The following is a 25793-nucleotide window of genomic DNA, read 5'->3' on the forward strand; positions in this document are numbered from 1 at the left end:
GGGTCGGTTCCGGTCTGGCCGCTATCACACCTTGGGCGCGGTCATCAACGCTAGCAGCTCGTCGCACACTTCCTGTACGGACGTATTGACCAGGGTCGTGTCGAATTCCTTCTCCGCGGCCAGCTCGACCTTGGCCGCCTCCAGTCTGCGCTGGATGACCTCGTCGGACTCGGTGCCCCGGCCGGTGAGCCTGCGGACCAGCTCTTCCCAGGAGGGCGGGGCGAGGAAGACGTGCAGAGCGTCGGACATGGACTCCCGGACCTGGCGGGCGCCCTGGAGTTCGATCTCCAACAGGACGGGGACCCCGGAGTCCAGGCGTTCCTGGACGGGGCCGCGGGGAGTGCCGTAGCGGTTGCCCGCGAAGCAGGCCCACTCCAGGAGTTCACCCTGTTCGATCAGACGGTCGAACTCCTCGTCGGTGACGAAGTGGTATTGAACACCCTCCCGCTCGCCGGGGCGGGGGGCGCGGGTGGTCACCGACACCGAAAGCCACACGTCGGGGTCGACCTCGCGCAGGTGGGCGACGACCGTGCTCTTGCCGACCCCGGAGGGGCCGGACAGGACGGTCAATCGTTTGGCGACGGGACGGGACTGGTCCGCGTTCTGCGCAGGCATGTGAGTCTCAGGTTTCCATTCGGCGTCTGCGCCGCGCGGCGGGCCACCGGCCGATCGCCGGCCACCGGAACCCACCTCGTGATCCGGCGCCTCGCCGCGGGGACGGCTCACGCGCACGCCGCGGGCGTGTCGCGTACGGTCGCGGGAAGATCCCTTTATACCACCGGGCCGCGGTGCGACGGACGGGGTGTGACCTGGGGCCCACCCGTTCCGCCGACCGCGGCCGCGGGGTTACATGCCTCACCGTCGGGTCCCCCGCGGGGAGCGGGGGACCGTCACGCGTCTATGGGGGACACGCCGTCCGGTGTCTCGACCGTACTCGGTCGTTACTTGGTGAGGTCGCCGAACTCGCTCTCCAGGGCGGCACGCTGGTTGGTACCCAGGCCCCGGACACGGCGCGACTCAGCGATGTTGAGCCGCTCCATGATCTGCTTGGCGCGAACCTTGCCGACACCGGGAAGGGATTCCAGCAGAGCCGAAACCTTCATCTTGCCGATGACCTCGTCCTTGAGGCTGTCGGCGAGCACCTCGGACAGCGAGATGCCACCGTTCTTCAGCTTGTTCTTGACCTCAGCGCGCTCTTTTCTGGCCTTGGCGGCCTTTTCGAGAGCCGCGCTGCGCTGCTCGGGTGTGAGGGGAGGAAGGGCCACGCCGGGTCACCTCGGTTTTCTACTCGTTTGTAGAGGGCGGACGCCTGCGCAAGTTAGTAGGTCTGACCCCTGTTAGGCAACGTAAAGTGCCCTTTCAAGGGCTATTTCATCGAAGGAACTACTCACCGTCACCAGGCCATTGCGGTCAGAGACGAAAATCAGGACTTAGGTCCCGATTGCCGAGCTGGGAAACCGTGCCACCAGCGCAGGTCACCCAGGGGTGACCCGGGTCACTCTTCGCGACGATTTCCTGGTTTTGGACACGCCTATTTCCTTACCGTCTGTGACCCACAACCGTGCGTGATGGGACGGCTGCGAACCAATGTGACGACCTGGATTCTCGACCGTTCCCTCCCCGCCACCGCGAACCCCTCAACCCCGGGCGCCGACCCGACGCACCGCCGCGGCGATGGAGGCCGCCGCCGCCCCGGGATCGGCCGCCCGGGTGATCGGCCGGCCGATGACCAGAAGGTCCGCCCCCGCCTCGATCGCCTCCTCCGGGGTCGCCACCCGGGACTGATCGCCCCGGTCCGCCCCGACCGGACGCACGCCCGGGGTGATCAGCCTGATGTCGGGGCCCACCTCCGAACGGACGAGCCCCACCTCCTGAGGCGAGCACACCAGCGCGCGGGCGCCGGCCCCCACCGCGAGCGCGGCCAGGCGGCGCACCGCGTCCCGCGCGGGCCCCAGCAGCCCCACCTGCTCCAGGTCCGTCTCGTTCATCGAGGTCAGCACGGTCACGGCGGCGATCTCGGTGTCCGGGGCCGCCTCGACCGCGGCCCGGACCATGTCCGTTCCCCCGCTCGCGTGGACGGTCAGGATCGAAGGACGCAACCCCGCGACGCTACGCGCCGCTCCGGCGACGGTCGCCGGGATGTCGTGCAGCTTGAGGTCGAGGAAGACACCGACCCGATTGGCCCCGCGCACGGCGCTGATCACCTCGGGGCCGTAGCGCAGGTACAGCTCCAGCCCCACCTTCACGGTGCTCACGTGCGGCGCGACCGCGGAGGCCCAGGTCGCCGCCGTCTCGATGTCGTCGGCGTCGATCGCGACGGCGATGGGCGCGGAAGGCGCGGTCATGTCGATCTCTCCAATCGTGTGCCCGGAGGATCCGGGGTCCTGCACTCGCCGCCGTTCGGCCGAACGTGCTTACGAATGCACATCCACTGTCATGTGCACACCATCAAGGTGTGCGGTTCCCAGGATCGGGCGCTTCATGCGCCCGATCCACGTCACTTCCACGTAACGGCCGCCCAGACGGCCGTAGCCGGTCTCACTCCGTGGACCCACCCCCGAAAGCCGGGAGCGTCCGTTCGGCCACACAGAGCCACCTCAGCGCCGTTCAGGCCGGTCAGGACGCCCCGAAGCGCCCGAGGTTCACATACCCGCCCTGTGGGCGATGCCCACCAGGTCCGCGACCCGGGTCACGTCCCGCGCCTCCAGCACCTCGGTGAACTCGCGCAGGATCCGCGCGCACGCCGAGGGGTCGGAGAAGTTCATCGTGCCCACCGCGACCGCGCTGGCCCCGGCCGCCATGAACTCCAGGACGTCGGTACCGGTCCGCACGCCGCCCACGCCCACGATCGGCACCTCGGGGAAGGCCTCGTGGACGCGGTAGACGCACCCCACCGCCAGCGGGCGGATCGCCGGGCCGGAGAGCCCGCCCATCCCCCCGGTCACGGCCGGGCGCAGCGTGCGGGTGTCCACGCTCATCCCCCGCAGGGTGTTGATCATGGTCAACCCGTCGGCCCTGGCCCCGATGCAGGCCTCGGCCAACTTCACCACGTCGGGGACGTCGGCGGCGAGCTTGGCCAGGACCGGAAGCCCCGAACGCGCGTGCGAGCGCACCGTCTGGACCACCGCCGCGGCCTGGGCCGGGTCGTCGGCGAAGTGCCGCCCGGAGGGGTCGGCCGGATCCGGGCAGGAGAGGTTGACCTCGATGGCGTCCACCCCGTCGGCCTCCGAGATCCGCCGGGCCAGCTCTCCGAACTCGGCGACCCCCGATCCGGCGATGGACACGATCGCCCTCCCCCCGCGGGAGAGCAGCCATGGCAGGTCCCGTTGGAGGAAGACGTCCACCCCCGGGCCCTGCATCCCGATGGTGCTGAGCATCCCGCTCGGGGTCTCGGCCATCCGCGGCGACGGTCGCCCCGCCCGCGGCTCCAACATGACCGATTTGGTGGTGACGGCACCGATCTCCGCCACATCGAAGAACTGCGCCAGCTCACGTCCCGACCCCGCGCATCCGGCGGCGGTCACCACCGGGTTGGGGAGCGTCAGGGATCCCAGTCTGGTCCTGAGGTCTGCGTTCACGTGCCTTCGCTCGCTCGTGGCCTTCTACGGCCGGTGACCGAGGTCGCCGGCCCTGTCATGGGAGAACCGTCCTCGTCAGGCGATGTCCCGGGTCGACTCCGCCGCCCGGGCCGCGCTCGACCCCTTCCAACCGGGCGCGCCCAGGGCGTCGAAGGGGATCGTGCCCACGTCGTCGAAGCGCACCTGTTCGCCCCGGAAGACCGGGCCGTCGACGCAGGAGCGCACCATCCGCGTGATGCCGTCCTCCCCCACCACCGGGATCACGCAGGTCATGCAGATCCCGATACCGCAGGCCATGGTCTCCTCCACCGCGACCTGGACGGGGACGCCGTGGTCGCCGGCCACCTGGGTGACCGAGCGCAGCATCGGCATGGGTCCGCAGGCGTACACCGCGTCGGAGCGGGCCTCCTCGATCACCCGCCCCAGGACGTCGGTGACCCGCCCCTTGGTCCCGAAGGAACCGTCGTCGGTGGTGAAGGTGGCCGTCTCGGCGATCCGGCGCGCGGTGATCGCGCTGAACACACGGTCGGAGGAGGCCGCTCCCAGGACGAAGTCCACACGGCAGCCCCGTCGACGCAGCGACTGGGCCAGGGGGAACAGCGGGGCGCTCCCCGATCCACCGCCCACCAGGACACAGTTGACCGGGTCCCTGGGCAGGGGGAAGGGACGTCCCAGCGGTCCGACCACGTCCAGCAGGTCCCGCGATCTGCGCTCGGCCAGCCATGCGGTCCCGGTACCGCGCACCGAGAACAGGAACTCGACGGTGCCGCCGTAGTCGGGCTTGACGTCGTGGACGGCGAAGGGGCGGCGCAGCAGCGTGCTGGAGTGATCGCCGCCCACCCCCACCGACACGAACTGCCCGGACCGGAACCGTTCGGCTATCCCCGGCGCGACGACGGTGATGGCGTAGTAGGCGTCCACCCTGCGCACGTTCAGCACGGGGCACCTGATCTGCACCGGTCCGTTGTCGCTCATGTCTCGTGGCAGCCTCTCTAGACTCATCGCCTCGTGGTCCGGGTGTCGCGGGATTCTCCCACGACACCCGGACCGGCTACAGCCTAGGAGCCCTGACGTTCCGCCGTGAGCGCTTGGGCGTGTTCCTGAAGGGAACGCACCCCGATGTCACCGCGCACGCGGGCCTCGATCGCCTGGACGGCGGCGGCCAGACCCTGCACCGTGGTGACGCTGGGAACGCCGCGCACGATGGCCGCGGTCCTGATCTCGTACCCGTCCAGACGCGGGCCGGCCTGGCCGGCGCTGCCGAACGGGGTGTTGACGATCAGGTCGACGGCTCCGTCGTGGATGAGCTGCACGATGGTGGGCTCGCCCTCAGGGCCGGTGCCCGCGCTGTGCTTGCGCACCACGGTGGCCTGGACCCCGTTGCGGCGCAGGACCACCGCGGTCCCCTCGGTCGCGAGGATCTCGAAGCCCAGGTCGGCCAGGCGCTTGACCGGGAAGATCATCGAGCGCTTGTCCCGGTTGGCGACCGATACGAAGATCCGGCCCTGCGTGGGCACGGTCCCGTTGACCGCGAGCTGGGACTTGGCGTAGGCCGGACCGAACTCGGTGTCCAGACCCATGACCTCGCCGGTGGAGCGCATCTCCGGGCCGAGGATGGTGTCGACGCCCTCACCGTGCTTGTCGATGAACCGGTTGAAGGGCAGCACGGCCTCCTTCACCGACACCGGAGCGTCGGCGGGCAGGTCGCCGCCGTCGCCCTGGGCGGGCAGCATGCCCTCGGCGCGCAGCTCGGCGATGGTGCTCCCGGCCATGACGCGGGCGGCCGCCTTGGCCAGCGGGACCGCCGTGGCCTTGGAGACGAACGGCACCGTGCGGGAGGCGCGCGGGTTGGCCTCGAGGACGTTCAGGACACCCGAGGCGAGCGCGTACTGGACGTTGATGAGGCCGCGCACCCCGGTGCCCCGGGCGATCGCCTCGGTGGAGTAGCGGATCCGCTCGATGTCCTCCCGGCCCAGGGTGATGGAGGGCAGGGTGCACGCCGAGTCGCCGGAGTGGATACCGGCCTCCTCGATGTGCTCCATGACCCCGCCCAGGTACAGGTCGTGGCCGTCGTAGAGCGCGTCGACGTCGATCTCGATGGCGTCGTCCAGGAAACGGTCGATCAGGACCGGGTGCTCCGGGCTGACCTCGGCGTTGCGCTCGATGTAGTCGGCGAGCATCGCCTCGCTGTAGACGATCTCCATGCCGCGGCCGCCCAGCACGTAGGAGGGGCGGACCATGACCGGGTAGCCGATCTCGTCCGCGGCGGCCTTGGCCTGCTCGAAGGAGTAGGCGGTGCCGTACTTGGGCGCGGGCAGCCCGGCGTCGGCCAGGACCTTGCCGAACTCGCCGCGGTCCTCGGCCAGGTCGATGGCCTCGGGGCTGGTGCCGATGATCGGGACACCGGCCTCCTGGAGGCGGCGGGCCAGGCCCAGCGGGGTCTGACCGCCGAGCTGGACGATGACGCCGGCGACCTGTCCGGTGGCCTGCTCCGCGCGCACGACCTCCAGGACGTCCTCCAGGGTGAGCGGCTCGAAGTAGAGCCGGTCGCTGGTGTCGTAGTCGGTGGAGACCGTCTCGGGGTTGCAGTTGACCATGACGGTCTCGAACCCGGCGTCGGAGAGCGCGAAGGAGGCGTGGACGCAGGAGTAGTCGAACTCCACGCCCTGACCGATGCGGTTGGGGCCCGAGCCCAGGATGATGATCTTGGGCCGGTCCCCGGTGGGTACCTCGGTCTCCTCGTCGTAGCTGGAGTACAGGTACGGGGTGCGGGCCTCGAACTCGGCGGCGCAGGTGTCCACCGTCAGGTAGACGGGGTGGACGCCCAGGGCGTGCCGGAGCTCGCGGACGACGTCCTCGTGCTTGCCGGTGATCTCACCGATCTGGACGTCGGAGAAGCCCAGCCCCTTGGCCTCGCGCAGCAGCTCCTCGTCGAGCTTGCCGGCCGCGGCCAGGACGCGGGCCATCTCCTCCAGACGGAGCATCTGGTCCAGGAACCACGGGTCGATCTTCGTGGACTCGTGGATCTCCTCGACGGTGGCGCCGGCGCGCAGGGCCTGCTGCACCTGGCGCAGACGGTGCTCGGTGGGACGGGCCGCCGAACGCAGCAGCTCCTCCTTGTCGCCGGGCTCGCCCGCCCAGGTCAGACCGACGCCGGCCTTCTCCAGGGAGCGCATGGCCTTCTGAAGGGCCTCGGGGAAGGAACGGCCGATGGCCATCGCCTCGCCGACCGACTTCATGGTGGTGGTGAGACCGCCGTCGGCGCCGGGGAACTTCTCGAAGGCGAAGCGGGGCACCTTGACGACCACGTAGTCGAGCGTGGGCTCGAAGCTGGCCGGGGTCTCCCGGGTGATGTCGTTGGGGATCTCGTCCAGCGTGTAGCCGACGGCGAGCTTGGCCGCGATCTTGGCGATCGGGAAGCCGGTGGCCTTGGAGGCCAGGGCCGAGGAGCGGGACACGCGGGGGTTCATCTCGATGACGATGACCCGACCGGTGGCGGGGTGGACGGCGAACTGGATGTTGCAGCCGCCGGTGTCCACGCCGACCTCGCGGATGACCGCGATACCGATGTCGCGGAGCTTCTGGTACTCGCGGTCGGTGAGGGTCATGGCCGGGGCGACGGTGATGGAGTCACCGGTGTGCACGCCCATGGGGTCGAGGTTCTCGATGGAGCAGACGACCACCACGTTGTCGTTGGTGTCGCGCATCAGCTCCAGCTCGTACTCCTTCCAGCCGAGGATGGACTCCTCCAGGAGCACCTCGGTGGTCGGAGAGAGCGCGAGACCCTGACCGGCGATACGGCGCAGTTCGGCCTCGTCGTGGGCGAAACCGGATCCGGCGCCGCCCATGGTGAAGGAGGGGCGGACCACGACCGGGTAGCCCAGCTCCTCGGCGGCGTCCAGGCACTCCTGGAGCGTGTGGCAGATGCGCGAGCGGGCGGACTCGCCGCCGATGCGCTCGACGATGCCCTTGAAGCTCTCGCGGTCCTCGCCGGACTGGATGGCGTCGATGTTGGCGCCGATGAGTTCGACGTCGTACTTGGCCAGGATTCCGGCCTCGTGCAGGTCGACGGCGGCGTTGAGCGCGGTCTGCCCGCCCAGGGTCGGCAGGAGGGCGTCGGGGCGCTCCTTGGCGATGATCTTCTCGATCATCTCGGGGGTGATCGGCTCGACGTAGGTGGCGTCGGCGATCTCCGGGTCCGTCATGATCGTGGCCGGGTTGGAGTTGACCAGGATGACCCGAAGGCCCTCGGCCTTGAGGACGCGACAGGCCTGGGTTCCCGAGTAGTCGAACTCGGCCGCCTGCCCGATCACGATCGGGCCGGAGCCGATCACGAGGACGGATGAAAGGTCACTACGGCGCGGCATGCTCTGTACCTCTTACTACTTGGCAGCCGGAGCGGGCTGGGCGGACATCAGGTCGACGAACTCGTCGAAGAGCTCGGCGGCGTCGTGGGGACCCGCGGCGGCCTCCGGGTGGAACTGGACGCTGAACACGGGACGGTCCAGCAGCCGCAGGCCCTCGACGACCTGGTCGTTGAGGCCGATGTGGCTGACCTCGGCCCGGCCGTAGGGGGTGTCGAACGGGGTGTCGAGGGGCGCGTCCACCGCGAAGCCGTGGTTCTGGCTGGTGATCGCGACCTTCTTGGTGCGGGTGTCGATGACCGGCTGGTTGACCCCTCGGTGTCCGAAGGGCAGCTTGTAGGTCCCCAGCCCCAGGGAGCGCCCCAGGATCTGGTTGCCGAAGCAGATGCCGAAGAGCGGTCTGCCGGCGTCCAGGACACCGCGCATGGCCTCGACCGGGCCGTCGGCGGTGGCCGGGTCGCCGGGGCCGTTGCTGAAGAAGACGCCGTCCGGGTCCAGCGCGAGGATGTCCTCGGCCGTGGCGGAGGCGGGCAGCACGGTGACGCGGCATCCGCGTTCGGCCAGACGCTGGGGGGTCATGGCCTTGATCCCCAGGTCGACGGCGGCGACGTGGAAACGGGTCTCGACGCCCTCGGGCGGCAGGACCTCGTAGGAGGCGTCGGTGCTGACCTCGGCGGCCAGGTCGGAGCCGGCCATGCGGGGCTGCTCCAGGATCCGCGCGAGCAGCGCCCGGGGATCGGTCTCGACCGTGCTGATCGCGGCGCGCATGGCCCCGCGGTCACGGAGGTGACGGGTGAGGGCACGGGTGCCCTTGAGGGCGATCCCGACCACGTTCTGGCGGCGCAGCTCCTCGTCGAGGGTGCGCTGCGCGCGCCAGCTGGAGGGGACCCTGGCCGGCTCGCGCACGACGTAGCCCGCGACCCAGATGCGTCCCGACTCGGGGTCGTCGTCGTTGACCCCGGTGTTGCCGATGTGCGGCGCGGTCATCGCCACGATCTGGCGGTGGTAGGAGGGGTCGGTGAGGGTCTCCTGGTAGCCGGTCATCCCGGTGTTGAAGACGGCCTCGCCGAAGGTCTCGCCGGTGGCGCCGAAGGAGCGGCCGTGGAACACACGTCCGTCCTCGAGCACCAGAATCGCCGGCCCGCCGATCTCCTCGGACACGTTCTCCCCCTCTACGGTGCCAGGGCTGACCTGGGCTTCGATACTCACTTGATCTTCCCTTCCAGGACGGTCGGCGCGCCGCGCAGGAACGTGGCGATGATCCGGCCGGGCAGGCTCATGCCCCGGAAGGGGGTGTTTCCGCTCTTGCCGACCAGGGCGGCCCCGTCGACCTCGACGGGGGCGGCCGGGTCGTACAGGACGACGTTGGCGGGTTCACCGACGGCGAGCCCGCGGCCGTGGTCGGAGACCCGGCCGATCCGGGCGGGCGCGGCGGACATGCGGTCGGCGACCTGTTCCCAGGTGAGCAGACCGGTCTCGACCATGGTCTTGTGGACGACCCCGAGCGCGGTCTCCAGCCCGACCATGCCCATCGCGGCGGTGGACCACTCGGTCTCCTTGGCCTCCACCGGGTGCGGCGCGTGGTCGGTGGCGACGATGTCGATCGTGCCGTCGGCCAGCCCCTCGCGCAGCGCCTGGACGTCCTCGGCGGTGCGCAGCGGCGGGTTGACCTTGTAGACCGGGTCGTAGCTCTCCACCAGGTCCTCGGTGAGGATCAGGTGGTGGGGCGTGACCTCGGCGGTGACGTCGCAGCCGCGCTCCTTGGCCCAGCGGATGATGTCCACCGACCCCTTGGTGGAGACGTGGCACACGTGCAGTCGGGAGCCGACGTGCTGGGCGAGGAGGCAGTCGCGGGCGATGATCGCCTCCTCGGCGACCGCGGGCCAGCCGGGCAGACCGAGACGGTCGGAGACGCAGCCCTCGTTCATCTGGGCGCCCTCGGTCAGGCGGGGCTCCTGCGCGTGCTGGGCGATGACCCCGTCGAAGGCCTTGACGTACTCCAGGGCCCGGCGCATGAGCAGGGCGTCGGAGACGCAGATGCCGTCGTCGGAGAAGACCCGGACGCCGGCGGCGGAGTCGGCCATGGCCCCGATCTCGGAGAGTCGTTCGCCCTTCAGGCCGACGGTGACGGCGCCGACCGGGCGCACGTCGCAGTAGCCGGCCTCGCGGCCCAGGTGCCAGACCTGTTCGACCACGCCGGCGGTGTCGGCGACGGGGTCGGTGTTGGCCATGGCGTGCACGGCGGTGTAGCCGCCCATGGCGGCGGCGCGGGAGCCGGAGAGGACGGTCTCGGCGTCCTCTCGGCCGGGCTCGCGCAGGTGGGTGTGCAGGTCCACCAGGCCGGGAAGGGCGATCAGACCGGTGGCGTCCACGACCTCGGTGCCCTCGGGGGCCTCCAGGTCGGGACCGATCGCGGCGACGCGCCCCTCGTCCAGGAGCAGGTCGACGGGGTCGCCGCCGAACGGGCGGGCGCCTCGGATCAGGTACGGTCCATGGTTTTCGGGCATGGAGATGTCGGCTTTCTCGTGTTCGTGAAGTTCGTGTGCTGTGCGGCGGTCGGCGCTCCGGGGCGGGATCGCGGGGGCCGTTCCCCTCACCGGGGTCCTCGGCGCGTCCCTCGTGTCCGTCCCGTCACCCGTGTTCGGGCCGGGACGAGGACCTTCCCCGGGGCGGGGCGCCGTCAGGAGCCGCCGAGCAGCAGGTAGAGGACGGCCATGCGCAGGCTGACACCGTTGGCGACCTGCTCGGTGACGGTGCAGCGGGGAGAGTCGGCGACCTCGGCCGAGATCTCCATTCCGCGGACCATCGGGCCGGGGTGCATGACGATGGCGTCGGAGGGCATCCGCTCCAGCCGTTCCCCGTCGAGCCCGTAGTTGCGGCTGTACTCGCGCACGGAGGGGAAGAAGGAGTCGCGCATGCGCTCGGCCTGGACCCGCAGCATCATGACCACGTCGGTCTTGGGCAGCACCTCGTCGAGGTCGTAGGAGACCTCGCAGGGCCAGGTGCCGACCGAGACCGGCAGCAGCGTGGGCGGGGCCACCAGGGTCACGTGCGCTCCCAGAGTGGTGAGCAGCAGCACGTTGGACCGGGCGACCCTGCTGTGCAGGATGTCGCCGACCACGGCCACGCGCAGCCCTTCCAGGCGCCCCAGTCGGGAACGCATGGTGAAGGCGTCCAGCAGGGCCTGGGTCGGGTGCTCGTGGGTTCCGTCGCCGGCGTTGAGGACCGATCCGTCGACCCAGCCGGCCAACCGGTGGGCGGCGCCGGAGGCGCTGTGTCGGATGACGACTCCGTCGGCGCCCATCGCCTGGAGCGTGAGGGCGGTGTCCTTCAGGCTCTCGCCCTTGGAGACGCTGGAACCCTTGGCCGAGAAGTTGATGACGTCGGCCGACAGACGCTTGGCCGCCAGTTCGAAGGACGTGCGGGTCCGGGTGGAGTCCTCGTAGAAGAGGTTGACGACGGTGCGCCCGCGCAGGGTCGGGAGCTTCTTGACCGCGCGATCGCCGACCTGGGCGAGTTCGGCTGCGGTGTCCAGGATGAGCGTGGCCTCGTCGCGGTCGAGGTCGCCGGCGGAGAGCAGGTGGCGCATCAGGCGTCCCCTTCCGTGGTCTCGGGGAGCGAGCGCGACCCCGCCCTGAGGGTTCCGGTGGAGGAGGCGCGGGCCGGGCCGAGCAGGACCGCGTCGTGACCGTCGGTCTCCTCGAGTTGGACGGTGACGCTCTCCCTCAGGGAGGTGGGCAGGTTCTTGCCCACGTAGTCGGCGCGGATCGGCAGCTCGCGGTGGCCTCGGTCGACGAGTACGGCCAGCTGGACGGCCCGGGGGCGACCGAGGTCGCCGAGGGCGTCCAGGGCGGCGCGCACTGTGCGGCCGGAGAAGAGCACGTCGTCGACCAGGACGACGACGCGGTCGTCGAGTCCGCCCGCGGGGATCTCGGTCCTGCCGAGAGCGCGCGCGGGTGCCATCCGCAGGTCGTCGCGGTACATGGTGATGTCGAGGGATCCGGTGGGGACGTCGAGTTCTTCGACGCGTTCGATCCGTCGTGCCAGGCGTCGGGCGAGGGGTGCTCCTCGCGAGGGGATGCCCAGGAGGGTGACGTCCTGTCCGCCCTTGGTCCGTTCGAGGACCTCATGGGCGATGCGGGTCAGTGCCCGGTTGATCTCGTTGCCGTCGAGGACGGCCCGGGTGCCTTCGGGCGCCTCGGGCGAGGACGCGGAAACGGCGGTTCCGTTGTCGTCCTTCGTCTGTTTTCGCGCATGCAAAGCGGTGACCCCTTCCCTGCCTCACTGAACAGGTCGTTAAAGGATGTCGATCGGGCCCACGCTACCAGCGCCGACGGTTCCCTCTTCGGGCACTCCCCACGCCTTGAGAATCACAGTGTGATGCTTGTCACATAAGCCCTTGAGGATTGCCCGACTAAGAGCACCCGTATCGTGACACTCCGGATACGCACCCCATTGGTGGGAAACACGAAATTCCCTGTAGGAGCGGGCTTTCCACCCCTCGAACGCGCCTCACTCGTCCCGACCGGTCATGAAATGAGAGACGTCTCACCTACGCACGGTTTGGCCACTGATTAGTCGCGTTTCACCCCAACGGCTTGACCTGGACACCGGCACCCCTCTACCGTCACTGTCTGTAACCAATACCGGGTGGGGTTGCACCCCGTGACCATCCGCTGGACCGCCCAGGCGGCCCGCCGAGTACGAGCGGACGTCTCCCCCACCACGCCAGCCACCGTCACGGCCGGGAGCGACAAGAAGATGCCATCCGAATACGCGAAGTCCCTCGGCGCGCGACTGCGTGCCATCCGCACCCAGCAGGGCCTGTCCCTGCACGGGGTGGAGGAGAAGTCCCACGGACGCTGGAAGGCCGTCGTGGTGGGCTCGTACGAGCGTGGCGACCGCGCCGTCACCGTGCAGAAGCTGGCCGAGCTGGCCGACTTCTACGGGGTGCCGATGTCGGAGCTGCTGCCCGGCGGCGCCGCTCCGACCCCTCTGGGTCCGACACCCAAGCTGGTCATCGATCTGGAGCGCATGCAGCAGCTCCCGCAGGAGAAGGCCGGACCCCTCTCCCGCTACGTGGCCACCATCCAGAGCCAGCGCGGTGACTACAACGGGCGGGTGCTCTCCATCCGTCAGGAGGACCTGCGCTCACTCGCGGTCATCTACGACAAGTCGCCGGGCGACCTCACCGAGGAGCTCATCAACTGGGGCGTGCTCGACCCCGAGGCGCGCCGCGCCGTCGACGCCTTCTGACCCCGGGCCACCGACGACACGAGACAGAGGAGCCGGACACGACCGCACCCGGTCGTGTCCGGCTCTCGTCGTGTCGGAACCCCCGAGAACGCGGCGAGGCCGGGCCGGGGCTTCCCCTCCCCGACCCGGCCTCGCCGGTGTCGACCGCACGTGGCGGCCGGACTATCGAACCTCTGTTCGACGGGCACCAGTTAACACTCCCTCGATCGAACCGTCAAGACGACCGCCCCACGCGTGCGCGAGGGGCCGGGCGTCACGGCACGACACGTCCTAGTGTTGGCCCGTGATAGACGACATCGAGCTGCGCGAGCTCTCGCCCGCGGCGTTCGCACACGCCGTACCGGCGCTCCTGGAGGTCTACACGGCGGCCATGGACCCGCCGCCCGGCCAGCTGCCGGGGCGCGCCGCCGTGATGAGGGGGCACGCCCACTACCCCGACTTCCGCTGTCTGGTCGCGGTGCGGGAGGAACGTGCCATCGGGTTCGCCTACGCCTTCCACGGCGCCGAGGGCCAGTGGTGGCACGACGTGGTCACCGAGGGTATGCGTTCACGGGGGCTCGGCTCCCGGGTGCGGCGTCATCTGGGGGACCCGTGGGAGATCGCCGAGGTCCACGTCCACCCCGAGGCCCAGAACCGGGGGATCGGTCGGCGCCTCCTGTACGCGCTGTGCGCCGACCGACCCGAACGTACGGCGGTGCTGTCCACCCGTACGGGCCCCACCCCCGCGCGTCACCTCTACCGTTCGTGCGGCTTCGTCGAGGTGATGGACCCGTTCTCCTTCCCGGGCAGCCCGGACCGCCCCTTCGCGATCATGGTCGCGCGGCTCCCGCTGACCCGTCCCGATGCCCGGCGACCTCGCGGTAGATCTCCCTGGTGGCCGTGGACTGGTTGAAGGTGATGAAGTGGATGCCCGGCGCGCCTTCGGCCAGGAGTCGCTCGCACATGTTCTGCGCGTGCTCGATCCCGAAGGCCCGTACCGCCTCGGCGTCGTCGCCGAAGCGTTCGAAGCGGGCGGCCAGCTCACGCGGGAACGGGGCGCCCGAGAGCTTCTCGGACCGTGGGATGGAGGACAGCTTCACCACCGGGAACACCTCGGGGATGATCGGCACCTCACAGCCGCGCGCGGCCACCCGGTCGCGCAGACGCAGGTAGTCCTCGGCGTCGAAGAACATCTGGGTGATGGCGTAGTCGGCGCCGGCCTCGCACTTGCGCACGAAGTGGTCGGTGTCGATCTCGACGTCGGCCGAACGCGGATGCTTGTAGGGGAAGGCCGCCACCCCCACACAGAAGTCCCCGCTCTCCTTGAGCAGCCGGACCAGCTCCTCGGCGTAGGTGAGTCCCCTCGGGTGGCTGACCCACTCGCCGTCGGGGTCACCGGGAGGGTCACCGCGTACGGCCAGCATGTTGGAGACCCCGGCGTCGGCCAGGCGGCCGATGAGGTGGCGCAGTTCGGCGACGGAGTGGTCGACCAGGGTCATGTGGGCCACCGGCATCAGAGTGGTGTCGGTGGCGATGCGCTCGGTGGTCTCCACCGTCAGGTCACGGGTGCCTCCACCGGCACCGTAGGTGACCGAGACGAAGGAGGGGCCGAGCGCCTCGATCTCGCGGATGGCCCGCCACAGGCGCTCCTGGGAACGCTCGTTGCGCGGCGGGAAGAACTCGAAGGAGAACAGCGGCTCGCCCGAGTCGAGCAGGTCTCGGATATGGCGCGGCCTGGGGGCCGGCCCTCGGGGCGCCACGGGGCGGGTCGGTGCAGCGAGCATGTACACCAGCCTAGGCCAGACCTTTCCGGAGACGGACTCGACGTCCCGAATCGCGAGACGGCTTATGCTCCGACAGTCTCACGTCCCACTATATGGACTCGACCAGAAAACGGACATACCACCCCGTGGGCATCGAGAAGGGAACGTTTCCCCTGGTGGACGGAGGGTTCCGCCACCCTTTCTCCATTGAAGGCCCCGCCGACCACGCCCCTTCTTGTCCATATTCCGGACGCTCACTTTTCTTCTCACTGATACCGCACCGATCACGGAGCGTGGTGACAGGGTCGACCATTCGTCCCCACGGCCCCGGCAGCACCACCCGTAACACCCGAGCGGCGGAACGGACCCGGAGGGCCCCCTTCCCCCACAGCGGCTAACCTGCTGGGTATGGCCCCTTCCTCTGCCCTCTCGACCGTGTCCGTCATCCGATCCGACGTGGACCGTGAACTGTCCGTCTTCTGCGCCGACCACCGCGGCCGCCTGCTGGAGATCGGTGACGAACTGGCCCCCGCCATGGACGCCCTGGAGACCATGGTCTCCGGCGGCAAGCGCCTGCGTCCGACCTTCGCCTACTGGGGTTGGCGCGGTGCCGGGGGCGCGGACCGTGACGAGCGGATGATCCGGGCCGCCTCCTCCCTGGAGTTCCTCCAGGCCTGCGCCCTCGTCCACGACGACGTGATCGACAACAGCGACACCCGACGCGGCCTGCCCGCGACCCACCGCCGCATGGCCAAGATGCACGCCGACCAGGGGTGGAGCGGTGACAGCGAGGGCTTCGGCCAGGGCGCCGCGATCCTCATCGGCGACCTGTGCCTGGCCTGGTCCGACGAGATGTACCAGGCCAGCGGTTTCGCCCCGGACACCCTCCAGCGGGGACGCGTCCCCTTCGACGCGATGCGCACCGAGGTCATGGCGGGCCAGTACCTGGACACGCTGGAGCAGGTGCGCGGCACCGCCACCCGTGAGGCCGCCCTCCGGGTGATGCGCTACAAGTCCGCCAAGTACACGGTGGAGCGTCCGCTGCACCTGGGGGCGGCGCTGGCCGGCCGCTACGAGGAGCTGGCCGGGGTCTACACCGACTACGGCATCCCTCTGGGGATCGCCTTCCAGCTCCGCGACGACCTGCTCGGCGTGTTCGGCGACCCCACCACCACGGGCAAGCCCGCCGGTGACGACCTGCGCGAGGGCAAGCGGACCCTGATCGTGGCCGAGACCCTCGAACGCTCCGGAAGCGCCGACGCCGAGCGGTTCCGCGAGCTGCTGGGCGCCCCCGACCTGTCGGTGGCCTCGGTCGAGTGGATGTGCTCCCTGATCGAGACCAGCGGGGCCCTGGCCGCCTGCGAGGCCCTGGTGGAGGACTACGCCGGACAGGCGCTCGCCGCCACGGAGCACCCGGAGTTGGCCGACGACGCCCGCGGGCCGCTGCGCGACCTGGTGGTGGCCGCCACCCGCCGCTCCCACTGACGACACGACCTGGAACCCGACCTCCGAGACCCCTAGGGGACGCCCCTGGGGGTTTCAGGGGTTTTCTCACATCGGTCCCCGTTGTGCGGTGCCCTCCGTTTCGCGTTGAATCGAATCTCACGATAGATCTCGAAAAGCGGAGCCCCTCATGCCCAGGCCCACGGCCTCGCGCGGTCCGACCGGAACCACCGAACGTGCCCTCGCCCCCGACCTCGCCCGCGGCTTCATGCTGTTGTTCATCGCGCTGGCCAACACGGTCTGGTACCTGTGGGCGCTACCGAGCGGCGGCGCCACCATGCATCCCCCCTCGGAGGACCTCCCGGACCGGATCGCGCAGTTCTTCACGATCGTCGTCGTGGACATGCGCAGCTACCCGATGTTCGCCTTCCTCTTCGGTTACGGGATGGTGCAGCTCGCCCGTCGCCAAGAGGCGGCCGGAAGCGACGCCAAGGCGGTCGCGGCCCTGCTGCGTCGCCGCAACCTGTGGCTGATCGCCTTCGGCGCGGTCCACGCCCTCCTGCTCTGGATGGGCGACGTGCTCGGCGCGTACGGTGTGGCCGGCCTGCTGCTGGGATGGCTCTTCCTCCGCCGTCGGGAGACCACCCTGCTGGTGTGGGGCTGGGTCCTGACCGGTCTGTTGGCCTCGCTCTCCGTACTCGGCCTCCTGTCCATGCCCTTCCTCGGTTCGCTGCCGGACGAGGACGCCGCCGGCATGGAGGCGCTCGCCGGCAGCATCGCCGACCCCTCGTTCCTCACCGCCGCCCTGGACCGGATCACGGTCTGGCCCGGAGTCGCCCTCCTTCAGGGCGTGTTCGGCCTCGCGATCCCCGCGGCGATCCTCTTCGGCTATCGGGCCGCGCGCATGCGCGTTCTGGAGGAGCCCGGTGCACACCTGCCCCTGCTGCGGCGGACCGCCGTCATCGGTATCTCCGTGGGTTGGCTGGGCGGTCTGCCCCTCGCCCTGTACCAGGTCGGTGCGCTGGACCTGAACGCCACGCAGGCCCAGATCCTGACCCTTCCGCACATGACCACCGGCATCCTCTGCGGTGTCGGCTATGTGGCGCTGATCGCCCTGATCGCGCACCGGATCCAGAACCGGGACCGCGAACCCGGCGTGGTGGTCACCGCTCTGAGCGCCACCGGTAAGCGTTCCCTGTCCGCCTACCTCGGTCAGTCGGTCCTGTGCGCGCCGATCCTGTCCGCCTGGGGGCTGGGTCTGGCCGCCTGGATGACGTCGTGGACGATGTTCCTGTACGCGGTCGGGGTCTGGCTGGTCACCGTGGTGATCGCCTACGGCATGGAGCGCGCCGGCCGTCGCGGACCGGCCGAGGTCCTGCTCCGACGTCTGTCCTACCGGCGGGTGAACACCCCTTCGCCCGCATCCGCCCCGGAAGGGGACGAGGGGCCGCACCAAGAGCGGACCACCCCCTGACCCGAAGGCGCAAAAAGGCGCGTGCCGATCAGTGCTCGGCACGCCGCCTTCCTCCAGGATGGCTGTCATGGGCGACGATCACATGACAAACCACACCATAGGGGTGACCGGGGCCACCGGTGCCCTGGGCGGACGCGTGGCCGCCAGGATCGCCAGGCTCGGGGCCAGGCAGCGTCTCATCGTGCGCGATATCAATCGGGCCCCGGAGTATCCGGGCAGTAGCGCGTCGATGGCCGTCTACGAGGACACCGCCGCCTTCGAACGGGCCTGTCGTGGTGTGGACACCCTGTTCCTGGTCTCGGCGACCGAGTCCGAGAATCGGATGGACACCCACATCAGCGCGGTGGACGGCGCCGTCCGGGCCGGGGTGTCCCGGATCGTGTACCTGTCGTTCCTGGGTGCCGGACCGGCCGCCACCTTCACCTTCGCCCGGACGCACTTCTTCACCGAGGCGCACATCCGCTCGACCGGAGTGCCGTACACGTTCTTGAGACCCTCCCTCTACCTGGATCTGATGCCCTCCTGGGTGGACGACCACGGTGTGGTGCGCGGCCCGGCCGGAGAGGGTCGCGTCGCCTGGGTGTCCCGGGACGACGTGGCGGACGTGGCCGCCACCGTGCTCACCGACCCCGTGGTGATCGCCGCCTCCGAGGAGACCACCTACGACGTGACCGGCCCGGAGGCGCTCTCGGTCGGGGCCACCGTGGAGCGGCTGGGCCGGCTCACCGGACGTTCGATCCGGTACGTGCCCGAGACCTGGGAGGAGGCCTTGGAGTCGCGTCGCGCGAGCGGGGCCCCGGAGTGGGCGGTCGAGGGGTGGGCCTCGTCGTACGCGGCGATCGCCTCCGGTGAGCTGGACGTGGTCTCCCCCACGGTGCCGGATCTGACCGGGCATCCGGCCCAGTCGATCGAGGGCTTCCTGCGTCGCCATCCCAGCGCGTTGTCGCACGTCCACGTCTGATCGCTCCGCCCCGGCCGTCGTGCTCCCGCACGGCGGCCCCGTCGTCTCCGAGGTTCCCCGAGGGAATCCTCCCCTCCCCCTTGACCTCAACATTGGTTTAGGTAGGAGGGTCGTTCTTGTAAGACGAACGACGGACCACGGAGTGTGCGATGCGAGCGGTGAGAGTGGACGGATTCGGCGGCCCGGAGGTCCTCGCCCTTCACGAGGTCCCCGAGCCCGAGCCCGGCCCCGGCGAGGTGGCCGTACGGGTGGAGGCGGCCAACGTCATCTACCTCGACACCCTGATCCGGAGGGGCCTCGCCCGGGAGTTCTTCCCGATCGAGCCTCCGTACGTGCCGGGTTCGAGCGTGGTGGGCCGGGTCGAGGAGGTCGGCCCGGAGGCCGACCCCTCCCTCGTCGGAGCCCTCGTGCTCTCCGAGACGGAGGAGGGCGGATACGCGGAGCGGGTCGTGGTCCGTGAGGACGGCCTGGTACGGGTGCCCGACGGGCTCTCCCCCCACGATGCCCTGGCCCTGCTGGTCGACGGAGCCACGGCGATGCTCCTGGAGCGCTCCGCCCGTTTCCTCCCCGACACCCGGGTACTGGTGCTGGCCGCCGCGGGCGGCGCCGCGAGCCTGGTCGTGCAGCTCGCCCGCCTGGCGGGGGCCCGGGTGATCGGCGCCGCGTCGAGCCCGGAGAAGCGGGAACTGGCCCGAGCCCTGGGAGCGGTCGAGACCGTGGACTACTCGGCCCCCGACTGGCACGACCGGGTCCGCGAGATCACCGGCGGGGCCGGGGTGGACGTGGTCGTCGACGGGGCCGGAGGGGCGCTGGGGGCGTCGGCCTTCTCCCTCGTGGCCGACGGGGGACGTTTCGTCAGCTACGGCACCACCGACGGGGAGATCGTCGAGATCGACGAGGCCGAGGCGTCTCGACGTCGGATCGAGACCGTGGGCCTGTTCGACATCCAACGAGAGGAGACCCTGGGCCGGAACGACCTGGCCAGACTCGCCTTGGAGGAGGCCAGGGAGGGCCGGATCCGACCGCACGTGGGGATGACCCTGCCCTTGGAGCGGGCCGCCGAGGCGCACCGGGCGCTCCAGGAGCGTCGGGTCGTCGGGAAGGTGCTCCTCGTCCCCTGACCCGAACGGTCAGGAACGGTCGGAGCGCGCGGTCAGCCTGGCCCGCAACGCGGCGGCGGCCGCGCGGGGGTCCTCCGCCTCGGTGATCGCGCGCACCACGACCACCCGACGGGCACCGGCGTCCAGTACGCGGTCGACGTTGTCGAGGTCGATGCCGCCGATGGCGAACCAGGGGCGGTCGCCGGCCAGCTCGGCGGACCGCTCGACCAGGGAGAGCCCGGCCGCGGGACGACCCGGCTTGGTCGGGGTGGCCCAGGTCGGCCCGACACAGAAGTAGTCGCTGCCCGCCTCGGCCGCGGAGGCCGCGGCGGCGTCGGCGTCGTTGTTGGAACGGCCGATGATCGGGTCGGCGCCGATGATGTCCCTGGCCATGGGGACGGGAAGGTCCCTCTGCCCCAGGTGCAGGACGTCGGCGCGCACCGAGCGGGCGATGTCGGCCCGGTCGTTGACCGCGAGCAGGGCCCCGTGCCGCTCGCAGGCCTCGCGCATGATCTCCAGGGCCGCGAGCTCCTCACGGGCCTCCAGACCCTTGTCCCGGAGTTGGACGATGTCCACACCTCCGGCCAGGGCGGCGTCGGTGAACTCCGCGAGATCGCCGCGCCCGGTCCGGGCGTCGGTGCACAGGTACAGAAGCGATGCGTCCAGGCGCTCGCGCAGGCTGGTTCCGTGGCTGGTCCTCACACCGTCCACCTTAGGGCCCGGAGATCGGGGACCCGAGGGCACCCCCGTGCGGAGCGCCCCGGGCCCCGGACCCGCCTCAGAAGGCCAGGCTCTGGGCGCGGCGCCGCACCTCGGTGCCCCGGTTCTCGCGCATGGCCTGGATCGGGGTTCCGGGCAGGGTGTCGTCCGGGGTGAACAGCCAGCGCAGGGCCTCCTCCGTGGAGAACCCGGCGTCGGTGAGCAGCACGATGGTGCCGGGCAGCCCCTTGACCAGGTCCTCCCCGTCCAGGAAGGCGGCGGGGATGGAGAGTTCTCCGCCCCGGACCAGACCCATCAGCCGCTTCTCGCGGATGAGCGTCTTGATCCGGTTGGGGCTCACGCCCAGCGGCCGGGCGGCCTCTCGCAGGGTCAGCCAGTCGCCGACCAGTTCGTCGATTTCACGGTCGCTTTGTGTCACCCTCCCAATCTGCCACACACGGCCGGCCACGCGGACCGTCCCGGCCGTGCCGGGTGACCTGGCCGAGGTCCCGACGCGCCCCCTTCGAAGGGCCTGTCCTAGGATGGGGTACCGAACAGACACGTCCCGCGGGAGCCGGGTGGACCCGGCTGAGAGGGAGACTGCCCGTCTCCGACCGCACGAACCTGATCCGGATCATGCCGGCGAAGGGAGTGGAGGAACGCACCGTGCGTACTTTCGAGGAAACCCCCGACACGAGGATTCGTCCTACCAATACCGTGGTCGTGGTGGGCGGTGGCGTCATCGGCCGCGTCACCGCGTGGCGGGCCGCCCAACAGGGCCTGGACGTCACGCTGGTCGAGCCCGATCCGGTGGACGAACCGTCCCACGCGCGTGCCGCCTCGACCGTCGCCGCGGGCATGCTGACCCCCGCCACCGAGGCGGTGTTCGGCGAGGAGGAGCTGATGGCCCTGGGCCTGCGCTCCGCGCGGATGTACGACGACTTCGTCGCCGAGGTGGAGGCCGCGAGCGGCCGATCGGTGGGTCATCGCCGCACCGGCACCCTGCTGGTCGCCTTCGACCGGGACGACCTGTCCGTCCTGCACGATCTGCACGCCCTCCAGGAACGGCTGGGGATCGCCACCGAACGGCTGGGCGGCCGTGAGTGCCGCAGGTTGGAGCCCATGCTGGCGCCTTCCGTGCGCGGCGGTGTCCTGGCTCCCGAGGACCACTCCCTCGACCCCCGGCTCCTCCTCCGGGCCCTGGCCGAGGCCGGGAGGCGCGCGGGGGTGCGCGAGGTCTCCGGGACCGTGGCGGAGGTCTCCTCCCCGGGCCCTGACGGGGCCCGCCTCGGGGTACGTCCGATCGACGGTCCCGTCCTTCCGGCGCACCAGGTCGTCCTGGCCGCGGGCTGCTGGGGCGACCGGATCACGCTGCCCGCGCCGGTGGTGCCGCCGCTGCGCCCGGTCAAGGGACAGTTGCTGCGCGCCCGCGTGCGCGCCGGAGAACCGCCCATCGTGGAGCGCACCGTGCGCGGCCTGGTCCGCGGATTCCCCGTCTACCTGGTGCCACGCGCCGACGGCGAGGTGATCGTGGGCGCCACCCAGGAGGAACTGGGCCACGACACCGCCCTGACCGCGGGGGGACTCTGGCAGGTACTGCGGGACGCCCGAGAGCTGGTCCCCGGGGTGGGCGAACTGGAGATCACCGAGACCTGCGTGGGCCTGCGCCCCGGATCCCCCGACAACGAACCCCTCCTGGGCCCCACGAGGGTCCCGGGACTGCACCTGGCCTCCGGCCACTTCCGCCACGGGGTGCTCCTGGCCCCCGTGACCGGAGAGGTCATGGCCGAGGCGCTCACCACCGGCACGCTGCCCGAGTACGCGCGCCGGTTCGCCGCCGACCGAGCCGTGCCCGGCGGTGACACGCGGGAGAAGCCGACGACGTGGGAGGAACAGTGGAACTGATCATCAACGGCGAGAGCCGCCAGAGCGAGGCCGCCACGGTCGAGACGGTCGTGCGCGACCTGACCTCGGCCGGGGAGGGGCGGATCCCCGGCGGGATCGCGGTCGCCGTCAACGACGAGGTCGTGCGCCGTACCGCCTGGGCCGAGACCGCCCTGTCCCCCGGAGACCGTGTGGACGTCCTGACCGCCGTGCAGGGAGGCTGAACCATGACCGACACCCTCGACGCCCCCACCACGATCGACGATCCCCTCGTCATCGACGGGGTCTCCTTCGGTTCCCGGCTCATCACCGGCACCGGCGGCGCCCCCTCCCTGGAGGTCCTGGAGGAGGCCCTGCTCGCCTCGGGGACCGAGCTCACCACCGTGGCCATGCGCAGGGTCACCCCCGGTACCCGTGGTTCGGTGTGGGACGTCCTGGAGCGCAACGCGATCCGGCCGCTGCCCAACACCGCCGGCTGCTTCACCGCCGTCGAGGCCGTGCGCACCGCCCGGTTGGGCCGTGAGGCCCTGGAGACCGACTGGGTCAAGCTGGAGGTGGTGGCCGACGAGCACACCCTGCTGCCCGACCCGGTGGAGCTGCTGGACGCCGCCGAGACCCTCGTGGACGAGGGGTTCACCGTCCTGCCCTACACCAACGACGACCCGATCCTGGCCCGTCGACTGGAGCAGGTGGGGTGCGCCGCCGTCATGCCGTTGGCCGCGCCGATCGGTTCGGGCCTGGGCATCCGCAACCCGCACAACCTCGAACTGATCGTCGAGCAGGCCCGGGTCCCGGTGATCGTCGACGCGGGCATCGGTACCGCCAGCGACGCGGCCCTGGCGATGGAACTGGGATGCGACGCGGTGTTGTTGGCCACTGCCGTGACCCGCGCTCAGGACCCCGTCCGTATGGCGACCGCGATGCGCGACGCCGTCCGGGCCGGGCGGGGCGCGCGTCTGGCCGGCCGTATCCCGGTCCGCCGTCACGCGTTGGCCTCCAGCCCCGACGTGGTCTGACACCCGTGCGTCGGGCCGGCGTGGATCGTCGGCCCGACGGACGGTTTGCGCTCGTCCCCTACCGTGGTGGGGTACGGCGGCCCTTTGGAGGGCGCCGCTCCCATCAGAACCGCCCAGGCGCGAACTCCCTCGACCGCACACGGAACGACCTTGTGCGACACGGACCGGGGACGCCGCGACCGTGAACCGCGGGGCAGAACCGACGCCGGATTCCGCTATCGTGTCGGTTCGATACCTGGTGTCGGGTACGCGCCACCGGCCGCGATCTCCCGCGCTCCCCGCAGCAAGGACACAACTCCGCCGTGGACATGACGAATTCCGACCCGCTTGTAGGCGCGACACTGGACCGTCGCTACTTCGTCGAGTCAAGGATCGCCGGTGGCGGCATGGCGACGGTGTACGTCGCCCACGACCTGAGACTGGACCGCAGACTGGCCTTGAAGGTCATGCATCCCTCTCTGGCCCAGGACCCCTCCTTCGTCCAGCGCTTCATCAACGAGGCGCACTCGGTCGCCAAGCTCTCCCACCCCAACGTGGTGCAGGTCTTCGATCAGGGCGAGGATCAGGGACACGTGTTCCTGGCCATGGAGTACGTCCCGGGCCGGACCCTGCGCGACCTCCTCAAGGAGCAGGGCAGGCTGGCCCCCCGGCAGGCCCTGAACTTCATGGCCCCGGTCCTGGCCGCGCTGGGCGCCGCCCATCAGGCGGGCATGGTGCACCGCGACGTCAAGCCCGAGAACGTCCTCATCACCGAGGACGGCCGGGTGAAGGTCGCCGACTTCGGTCTGGCCCGCGCCGTCGAGCAGTCCAACCAGGGACTGACCCGGACCGGCACCCTCATGGGCACCGCCGCCTACCTGGCCCCCGAGCAGATCGAGAAGGGCACCGCCGACGCCCGCAGTGACGTCTACGCGGCCGGCATCATGCTCTACGAGCTGCTCACCGGTGGACAGCCGCACACCGGCGAGACCCCCATCGCCATCGCCTACCAGCACGTCACCGAGGACGTCCCCCGTCCCTCCCACTTCCTGCCCGGGCTCCCGCCCGAGGTGGACACCCTGGTCACCAAGGCCACCGAGCGCGATCCCAGGTACCGTCCGAGCAACGCGGGCCAGTACCTGGCCAAGGTGCTGGAGGTCCTGCGCGACCTGCCGGAGAACCCCGCCCCGGCCCAGGGCCGGATGGCGCCGGTCGCCCCCACCGGGCCCTCCGCCGCCACCATGACCGCGCCCCAGTTGATCGCCGGCGGCGCCGGTCCGGGGACCGAGAACGCCACCATGGTCGTCGACATGGGCGCCATGGACGGCTATGGCGACGACGACCGCTACCCCGACGACGGGGAGCGTTCCCGTTTCGGCCGTAAGCCCCTGCTGATCGCCGGTGCCGCGGTCATGGCCCTGATCGTCGGCGTGGTCGGCTGGTGGTTCCTGCTCGGCCGCTTCGAGTCCGTTCCCGACGTGATCGGGTCCACCCCCGAGGCCGCGGGGACCGAGATCCGGTCCAGTGGTCTGATCTACAACCTCTCCGACCGGACCGTCTACAGCGACGACGCCGCCGCCGGCGAGGTGGGCGGTACCGACCCCGAGATCGGTACCCGGCTCTCCCCGGGCGACGAGGTGACGGTGTTCCTCTCCAAGGGGCCGCAGGAGGTGGACATGCCCGAGCTGGTCGGCGCCGACGTCGCCGACGCCGTCAAGGAGTTGGAGGACCTCGGGTTCGAGTCCGACAAGATCGCCCAGGAAGAGGTCGACGCCACCGACAAGGACCCCGGTGAGGTCATCTCCACCTCGCCCGAGGCCGGCTCCACCGCCGACCGTGAGGAGACGGTGACGCTCACCGTCAGCCGGGGCATCCCCGTGCCGAGCCTGGCCGGGGAGAAGCTGGAGGACGCCGAGGCCCAGCTGGAGGACCTGGGCCTGTCGGTCGAGGTCGTCGAGGAGGAGAGCGAGAACATCGACGAGGGCCGGGTGATCACCCAGAGCCCCGACACCGGCATCAACGTGGGCGCCGGCTCCACCGTCACCCTGACCGTCTCCACCGGGCCCCCCGGAGTGGACATCCCCAACGTGGTCGGCGAGCGGATCAACGACGCCCGCAAGACCTTGGAGGAGGCGGGCTTCGAGGTCGAGGTGGAGCGCATCCTGGGCGGCCGGATCGTGGCGCACCAGTCGCACAACGGCAAGGCGCCCAAGGGCACCGAGATCACGATCACCGCGACCCCGCGGGGGATCAACCTTCCCGGTGACGACGATGACGACGACGACTGATCCGGTCGG

General features: G+C 70.6%; 23 protein-coding genes and 1 riboswitch. Of the genes, 10 read left to right on the plus strand and 13 right to left on the minus strand.

What is annotated here, in order from left to right; all coding sequences use genetic code 11:
• Positions 1-24: 24 nt before the first annotated feature.
• The 10 genes from gmk to pyrR all read right to left on the minus strand — a co-directional run bounded on the left by gmk (position 25) and on the right by pyrR (position 12202).
• The gene (gene gmk / locus U9J66_RS24055) at positions 25-615 is read right to left on the minus strand and encodes a guanylate kinase (protein ID WP_017535136.1); all 591 of its coding nucleotides are present in this window, start codon (positions 613-615) and stop codon (positions 25-27) included.
• Between the two features lie 326 nt (positions 616-941).
• Entirely contained in the window at positions 942-1265 is a 324-nt protein-coding gene (gene mihF / locus U9J66_RS24060; RefSeq protein WP_014909177.1) for an integration host factor, actinobacterial type, read from the minus strand.
• Positions 1266-1637: 372 nt separating this feature from the next.
• Complete coding sequence (pyrF, locus tag U9J66_RS24065) at positions 1638-2345, minus strand: orotidine-5'-phosphate decarboxylase (RefSeq protein ID WP_326338835.1); 708 nt, start codon at positions 2343-2345, stop codon at positions 1638-1640.
• A 297-nt stretch (positions 2346-2642) separates the two neighbouring features.
• A complete protein-coding gene (locus U9J66_RS24070; RefSeq protein ID WP_161110183.1) occupies positions 2643-3578 on the minus strand; it encodes a dihydroorotate dehydrogenase in 936 nt (311 codons plus the stop codon).
• A gap of 75 nt (positions 3579-3653) precedes the next feature.
• The gene (locus tag U9J66_RS24075) at positions 3654-4553 is read right to left on the minus strand and encodes a dihydroorotate dehydrogenase electron transfer subunit (RefSeq protein WP_017535134.1); all 900 of its coding nucleotides are present in this window, start codon (positions 4551-4553) and stop codon (positions 3654-3656) included.
• Positions 4554-4636: 83 nt separating this feature from the next.
• On the minus strand, positions 4637-7945 hold the full coding sequence (gene carB, locus U9J66_RS24080; protein ID WP_326338836.1) for a carbamoyl-phosphate synthase large subunit: 3309 nt from the start codon (positions 7943-7945) through the stop codon (positions 4637-4639).
• Between the two features lie 15 nt (positions 7946-7960).
• Positions 7961-9103 (minus strand): glutamine-hydrolyzing carbamoyl-phosphate synthase small subunit, encoded by a 1143-nt coding sequence (gene carA, locus U9J66_RS24085; protein WP_014912569.1) that lies wholly within the window; start codon positions 9101-9103, stop codon positions 7961-7963.
• A gap of 44 nt (positions 9104-9147) precedes the next feature.
• Complete coding sequence (locus U9J66_RS24090) at positions 9148-10449, minus strand: dihydroorotase (RefSeq protein WP_014911684.1); 1302 nt, start codon at positions 10447-10449, stop codon at positions 9148-9150.
• Between the two features lie 173 nt (positions 10450-10622).
• Positions 10623-11531, minus strand: a complete 909-nt coding sequence (locus U9J66_RS24095; RefSeq protein ID WP_017535131.1) for an aspartate carbamoyltransferase catalytic subunit — start codon at positions 11529-11531, stop codon at positions 10623-10625.
• Positions 11531-12202: a bifunctional pyr operon transcriptional regulator/uracil phosphoribosyltransferase PyrR gene (gene pyrR, locus U9J66_RS24100; protein ID WP_017535130.1), complete on the minus strand. Its 672-nt coding sequence runs from the start codon at positions 12200-12202 to the stop codon at positions 11531-11533. The genes U9J66_RS24095 and pyrR overlap by 1 nt, the downstream gene beginning before the upstream one ends.
• A gap of 501 nt (positions 12203-12703) precedes the next feature.
• On the opposite strand from pyrR, the gene bldD reads away from it, so the two are divergent.
• Both bldD and U9J66_RS24110 read left to right on the plus strand, forming a co-directional pair.
• The gene (gene bldD, locus U9J66_RS24105) at positions 12704-13198 is read left to right on the plus strand and encodes a transcriptional regulator BldD (RefSeq protein ID WP_013154123.1); all 495 of its coding nucleotides are present in this window, start codon (positions 12704-12706) and stop codon (positions 13196-13198) included.
• Between the two features lie 283 nt (positions 13199-13481).
• Positions 13482-14090, plus strand: coding sequence for a GNAT family N-acetyltransferase (locus U9J66_RS24110; protein WP_108914145.1), 609 nt, complete (start codon positions 13482-13484; stop codon positions 14088-14090).
• Here the strand turns inward: U9J66_RS24110 and metF are convergent.
• Complete coding sequence (metF, locus tag U9J66_RS24115) at positions 14008-14937, minus strand: methylenetetrahydrofolate reductase [NAD(P)H] (RefSeq protein WP_014912167.1); 930 nt, start codon at positions 14935-14937, stop codon at positions 14008-14010. The two genes, U9J66_RS24110 and metF, sit on opposite strands and share 83 nt — an antisense overlap.
• A 411-nt stretch (positions 14938-15348) precedes the next feature.
• On the opposite strand from metF, the gene U9J66_RS24120 reads away from it, so the two are divergent.
• The 4 genes from U9J66_RS24120 (at position 15349) to U9J66_RS24135 (ending at position 19939) form a co-directional block, all read left to right on the plus strand.
• A complete protein-coding gene (locus U9J66_RS24120) occupies positions 15349-16425 on the plus strand; it encodes a polyprenyl synthetase family protein (protein ID WP_017535128.1) in 1077 nt (358 codons plus the stop codon).
• Positions 16426-16573: 148 nt separating this feature from the next.
• Positions 16574-17857 carry a DUF418 domain-containing protein gene (locus U9J66_RS24125; RefSeq protein WP_042283759.1) on the plus strand — a complete coding sequence of 428 codons (1284 nt, stop codon included), beginning with the start codon at positions 16574-16576 and terminating at the stop codon, positions 17855-17857.
• Positions 17858-17924: 67 nt separating this feature from the next.
• A complete protein-coding gene (locus tag U9J66_RS24130; protein ID WP_161110185.1) occupies positions 17925-18818 on the plus strand; it encodes an SDR family oxidoreductase in 894 nt (297 codons plus the stop codon).
• Positions 18819-18967: 149 nt separating this feature from the next.
• Positions 18968-19939: a zinc-binding dehydrogenase gene (locus tag U9J66_RS24135; RefSeq protein WP_326338840.1), complete on the plus strand. Its 972-nt coding sequence runs from the start codon at positions 18968-18970 to the stop codon at positions 19937-19939.
• 9 nt (positions 19940-19948) lie between these two features.
• On the opposite strand, the gene thiE is transcribed toward U9J66_RS24135, so the two are convergent.
• Positions 19949-20620: a thiamine phosphate synthase gene (gene thiE, locus U9J66_RS24140; protein WP_326338842.1), complete on the minus strand. Its 672-nt coding sequence runs from the start codon at positions 20618-20620 to the stop codon at positions 19949-19951.
• 76 nt (positions 20621-20696) lie between these two features.
• Positions 20697-21056 carry an Rv2175c family DNA-binding protein gene (locus U9J66_RS24145; RefSeq protein WP_014909486.1) on the minus strand — a complete coding sequence of 120 codons (360 nt, stop codon included), beginning with the start codon at positions 21054-21056 and terminating at the stop codon, positions 20697-20699.
• Between the two features lie 118 nt (positions 21057-21174).
• A riboswitch (TPP riboswitch) is annotated at positions 21175-21285 on the plus strand.
• Between U9J66_RS24145 and thiO the strand changes: the two genes are divergently transcribed.
• The 4 genes from thiO (at position 21254) to pknB (ending at position 25784) form a co-directional block, all read left to right on the plus strand.
• Positions 21254-22522 (plus strand): glycine oxidase ThiO, encoded by a 1269-nt coding sequence (gene thiO, locus U9J66_RS24150; protein ID WP_326338845.1) that lies wholly within the window; start codon positions 21254-21256, stop codon positions 22520-22522. (Overlaps the previous riboswitch by 32 nt.)
• Positions 22513-22725, plus strand: a complete 213-nt coding sequence (gene thiS, locus U9J66_RS24155) for a sulfur carrier protein ThiS (RefSeq protein ID WP_041561629.1) — start codon at positions 22513-22515, stop codon at positions 22723-22725. The genes thiO and thiS overlap by 10 nt, the downstream gene beginning before the upstream one ends.
• Before the next feature lie 3 nt (positions 22726-22728).
• A complete protein-coding gene (locus tag U9J66_RS24160) occupies positions 22729-23517 on the plus strand; it encodes a thiazole synthase (protein ID WP_014912804.1) in 789 nt (262 codons plus the stop codon).
• Positions 23518-23819: 302 nt separating this feature from the next.
• Positions 23820-25784: a Stk1 family PASTA domain-containing Ser/Thr kinase gene (pknB, locus tag U9J66_RS24165; RefSeq protein ID WP_014911144.1), complete on the plus strand. Its 1965-nt coding sequence runs from the start codon at positions 23820-23822 to the stop codon at positions 25782-25784.
• The last annotated feature ends 9 nt before the right edge of the window (positions 25785-25793 follow it).

Source organism: Nocardiopsis sp. LDBS1602 (assembly GCF_035818715.1).
GTDB classification, from domain to species: Bacteria; Actinomycetota; Actinomycetes; order Streptosporangiales; family Streptosporangiaceae; genus Nocardiopsis; species Nocardiopsis alba.

Coding starts and splice junctions, on each gene's coding strand:
- bldD (WP_013154123.1), top strand. CDS start 12,704: ATGCCATCCGAATACGCGAAGTCCCTCGGCGCGCGACTGCGTGCCATC.
- U9J66_RS24090 (WP_014911684.1), bottom strand. CDS start 10,449: ATGCCCGAAAACCATGGACCGTACCTGATCCGAGGCGCCCGCCCGTTC.
- U9J66_RS24120 (WP_017535128.1), top strand. CDS start 15,349: ATGGCCCCTTCCTCTGCCCTCTCGACCGTGTCCGTCATCCGATCCGAC.
- carB (WP_326338836.1), bottom strand. CDS start 7,945: ATGCCGCGCCGTAGTGACCTTTCATCCGTCCTCGTGATCGGCTCCGGC.
- thiO (WP_326338845.1), top strand. CDS start 21,254: ATGCCGGCGAAGGGAGTGGAGGAACGCACCGTGCGTACTTTCGAGGAA.
- U9J66_RS24160 (WP_014912804.1), top strand. CDS start 22,729: ATGACCGACACCCTCGACGCCCCCACCACGATCGACGATCCCCTCGTC.
- U9J66_RS24130 (WP_161110185.1), top strand. CDS start 17,925: ATGGGCGACGATCACATGACAAACCACACCATAGGGGTGACCGGGGCC.
- gmk (WP_017535136.1), bottom strand. CDS start 615: ATGCCTGCGCAGAACGCGGACCAGTCCCGTCCCGTCGCCAAACGATTG.
- pyrF (WP_326338835.1), bottom strand. CDS start 2,345: ATGACCGCGCCTTCCGCGCCCATCGCCGTCGCGATCGACGCCGACGAC.
- U9J66_RS24135 (WP_326338840.1), top strand. CDS start 18,968: ATGCGAGCGGTGAGAGTGGACGGATTCGGCGGCCCGGAGGTCCTCGCC.
- U9J66_RS24075 (WP_017535134.1), bottom strand. CDS start 4,553: ATGAGCGACAACGGACCGGTGCAGATCAGGTGCCCCGTGCTGAACGTG.
- U9J66_RS24125 (WP_042283759.1), top strand. CDS start 16,574: ATGCCCAGGCCCACGGCCTCGCGCGGTCCGACCGGAACCACCGAACGT.
- U9J66_RS24095 (WP_017535131.1), bottom strand. CDS start 11,531: ATGCGCCACCTGCTCTCCGCCGGCGACCTCGACCGCGACGAGGCCACG.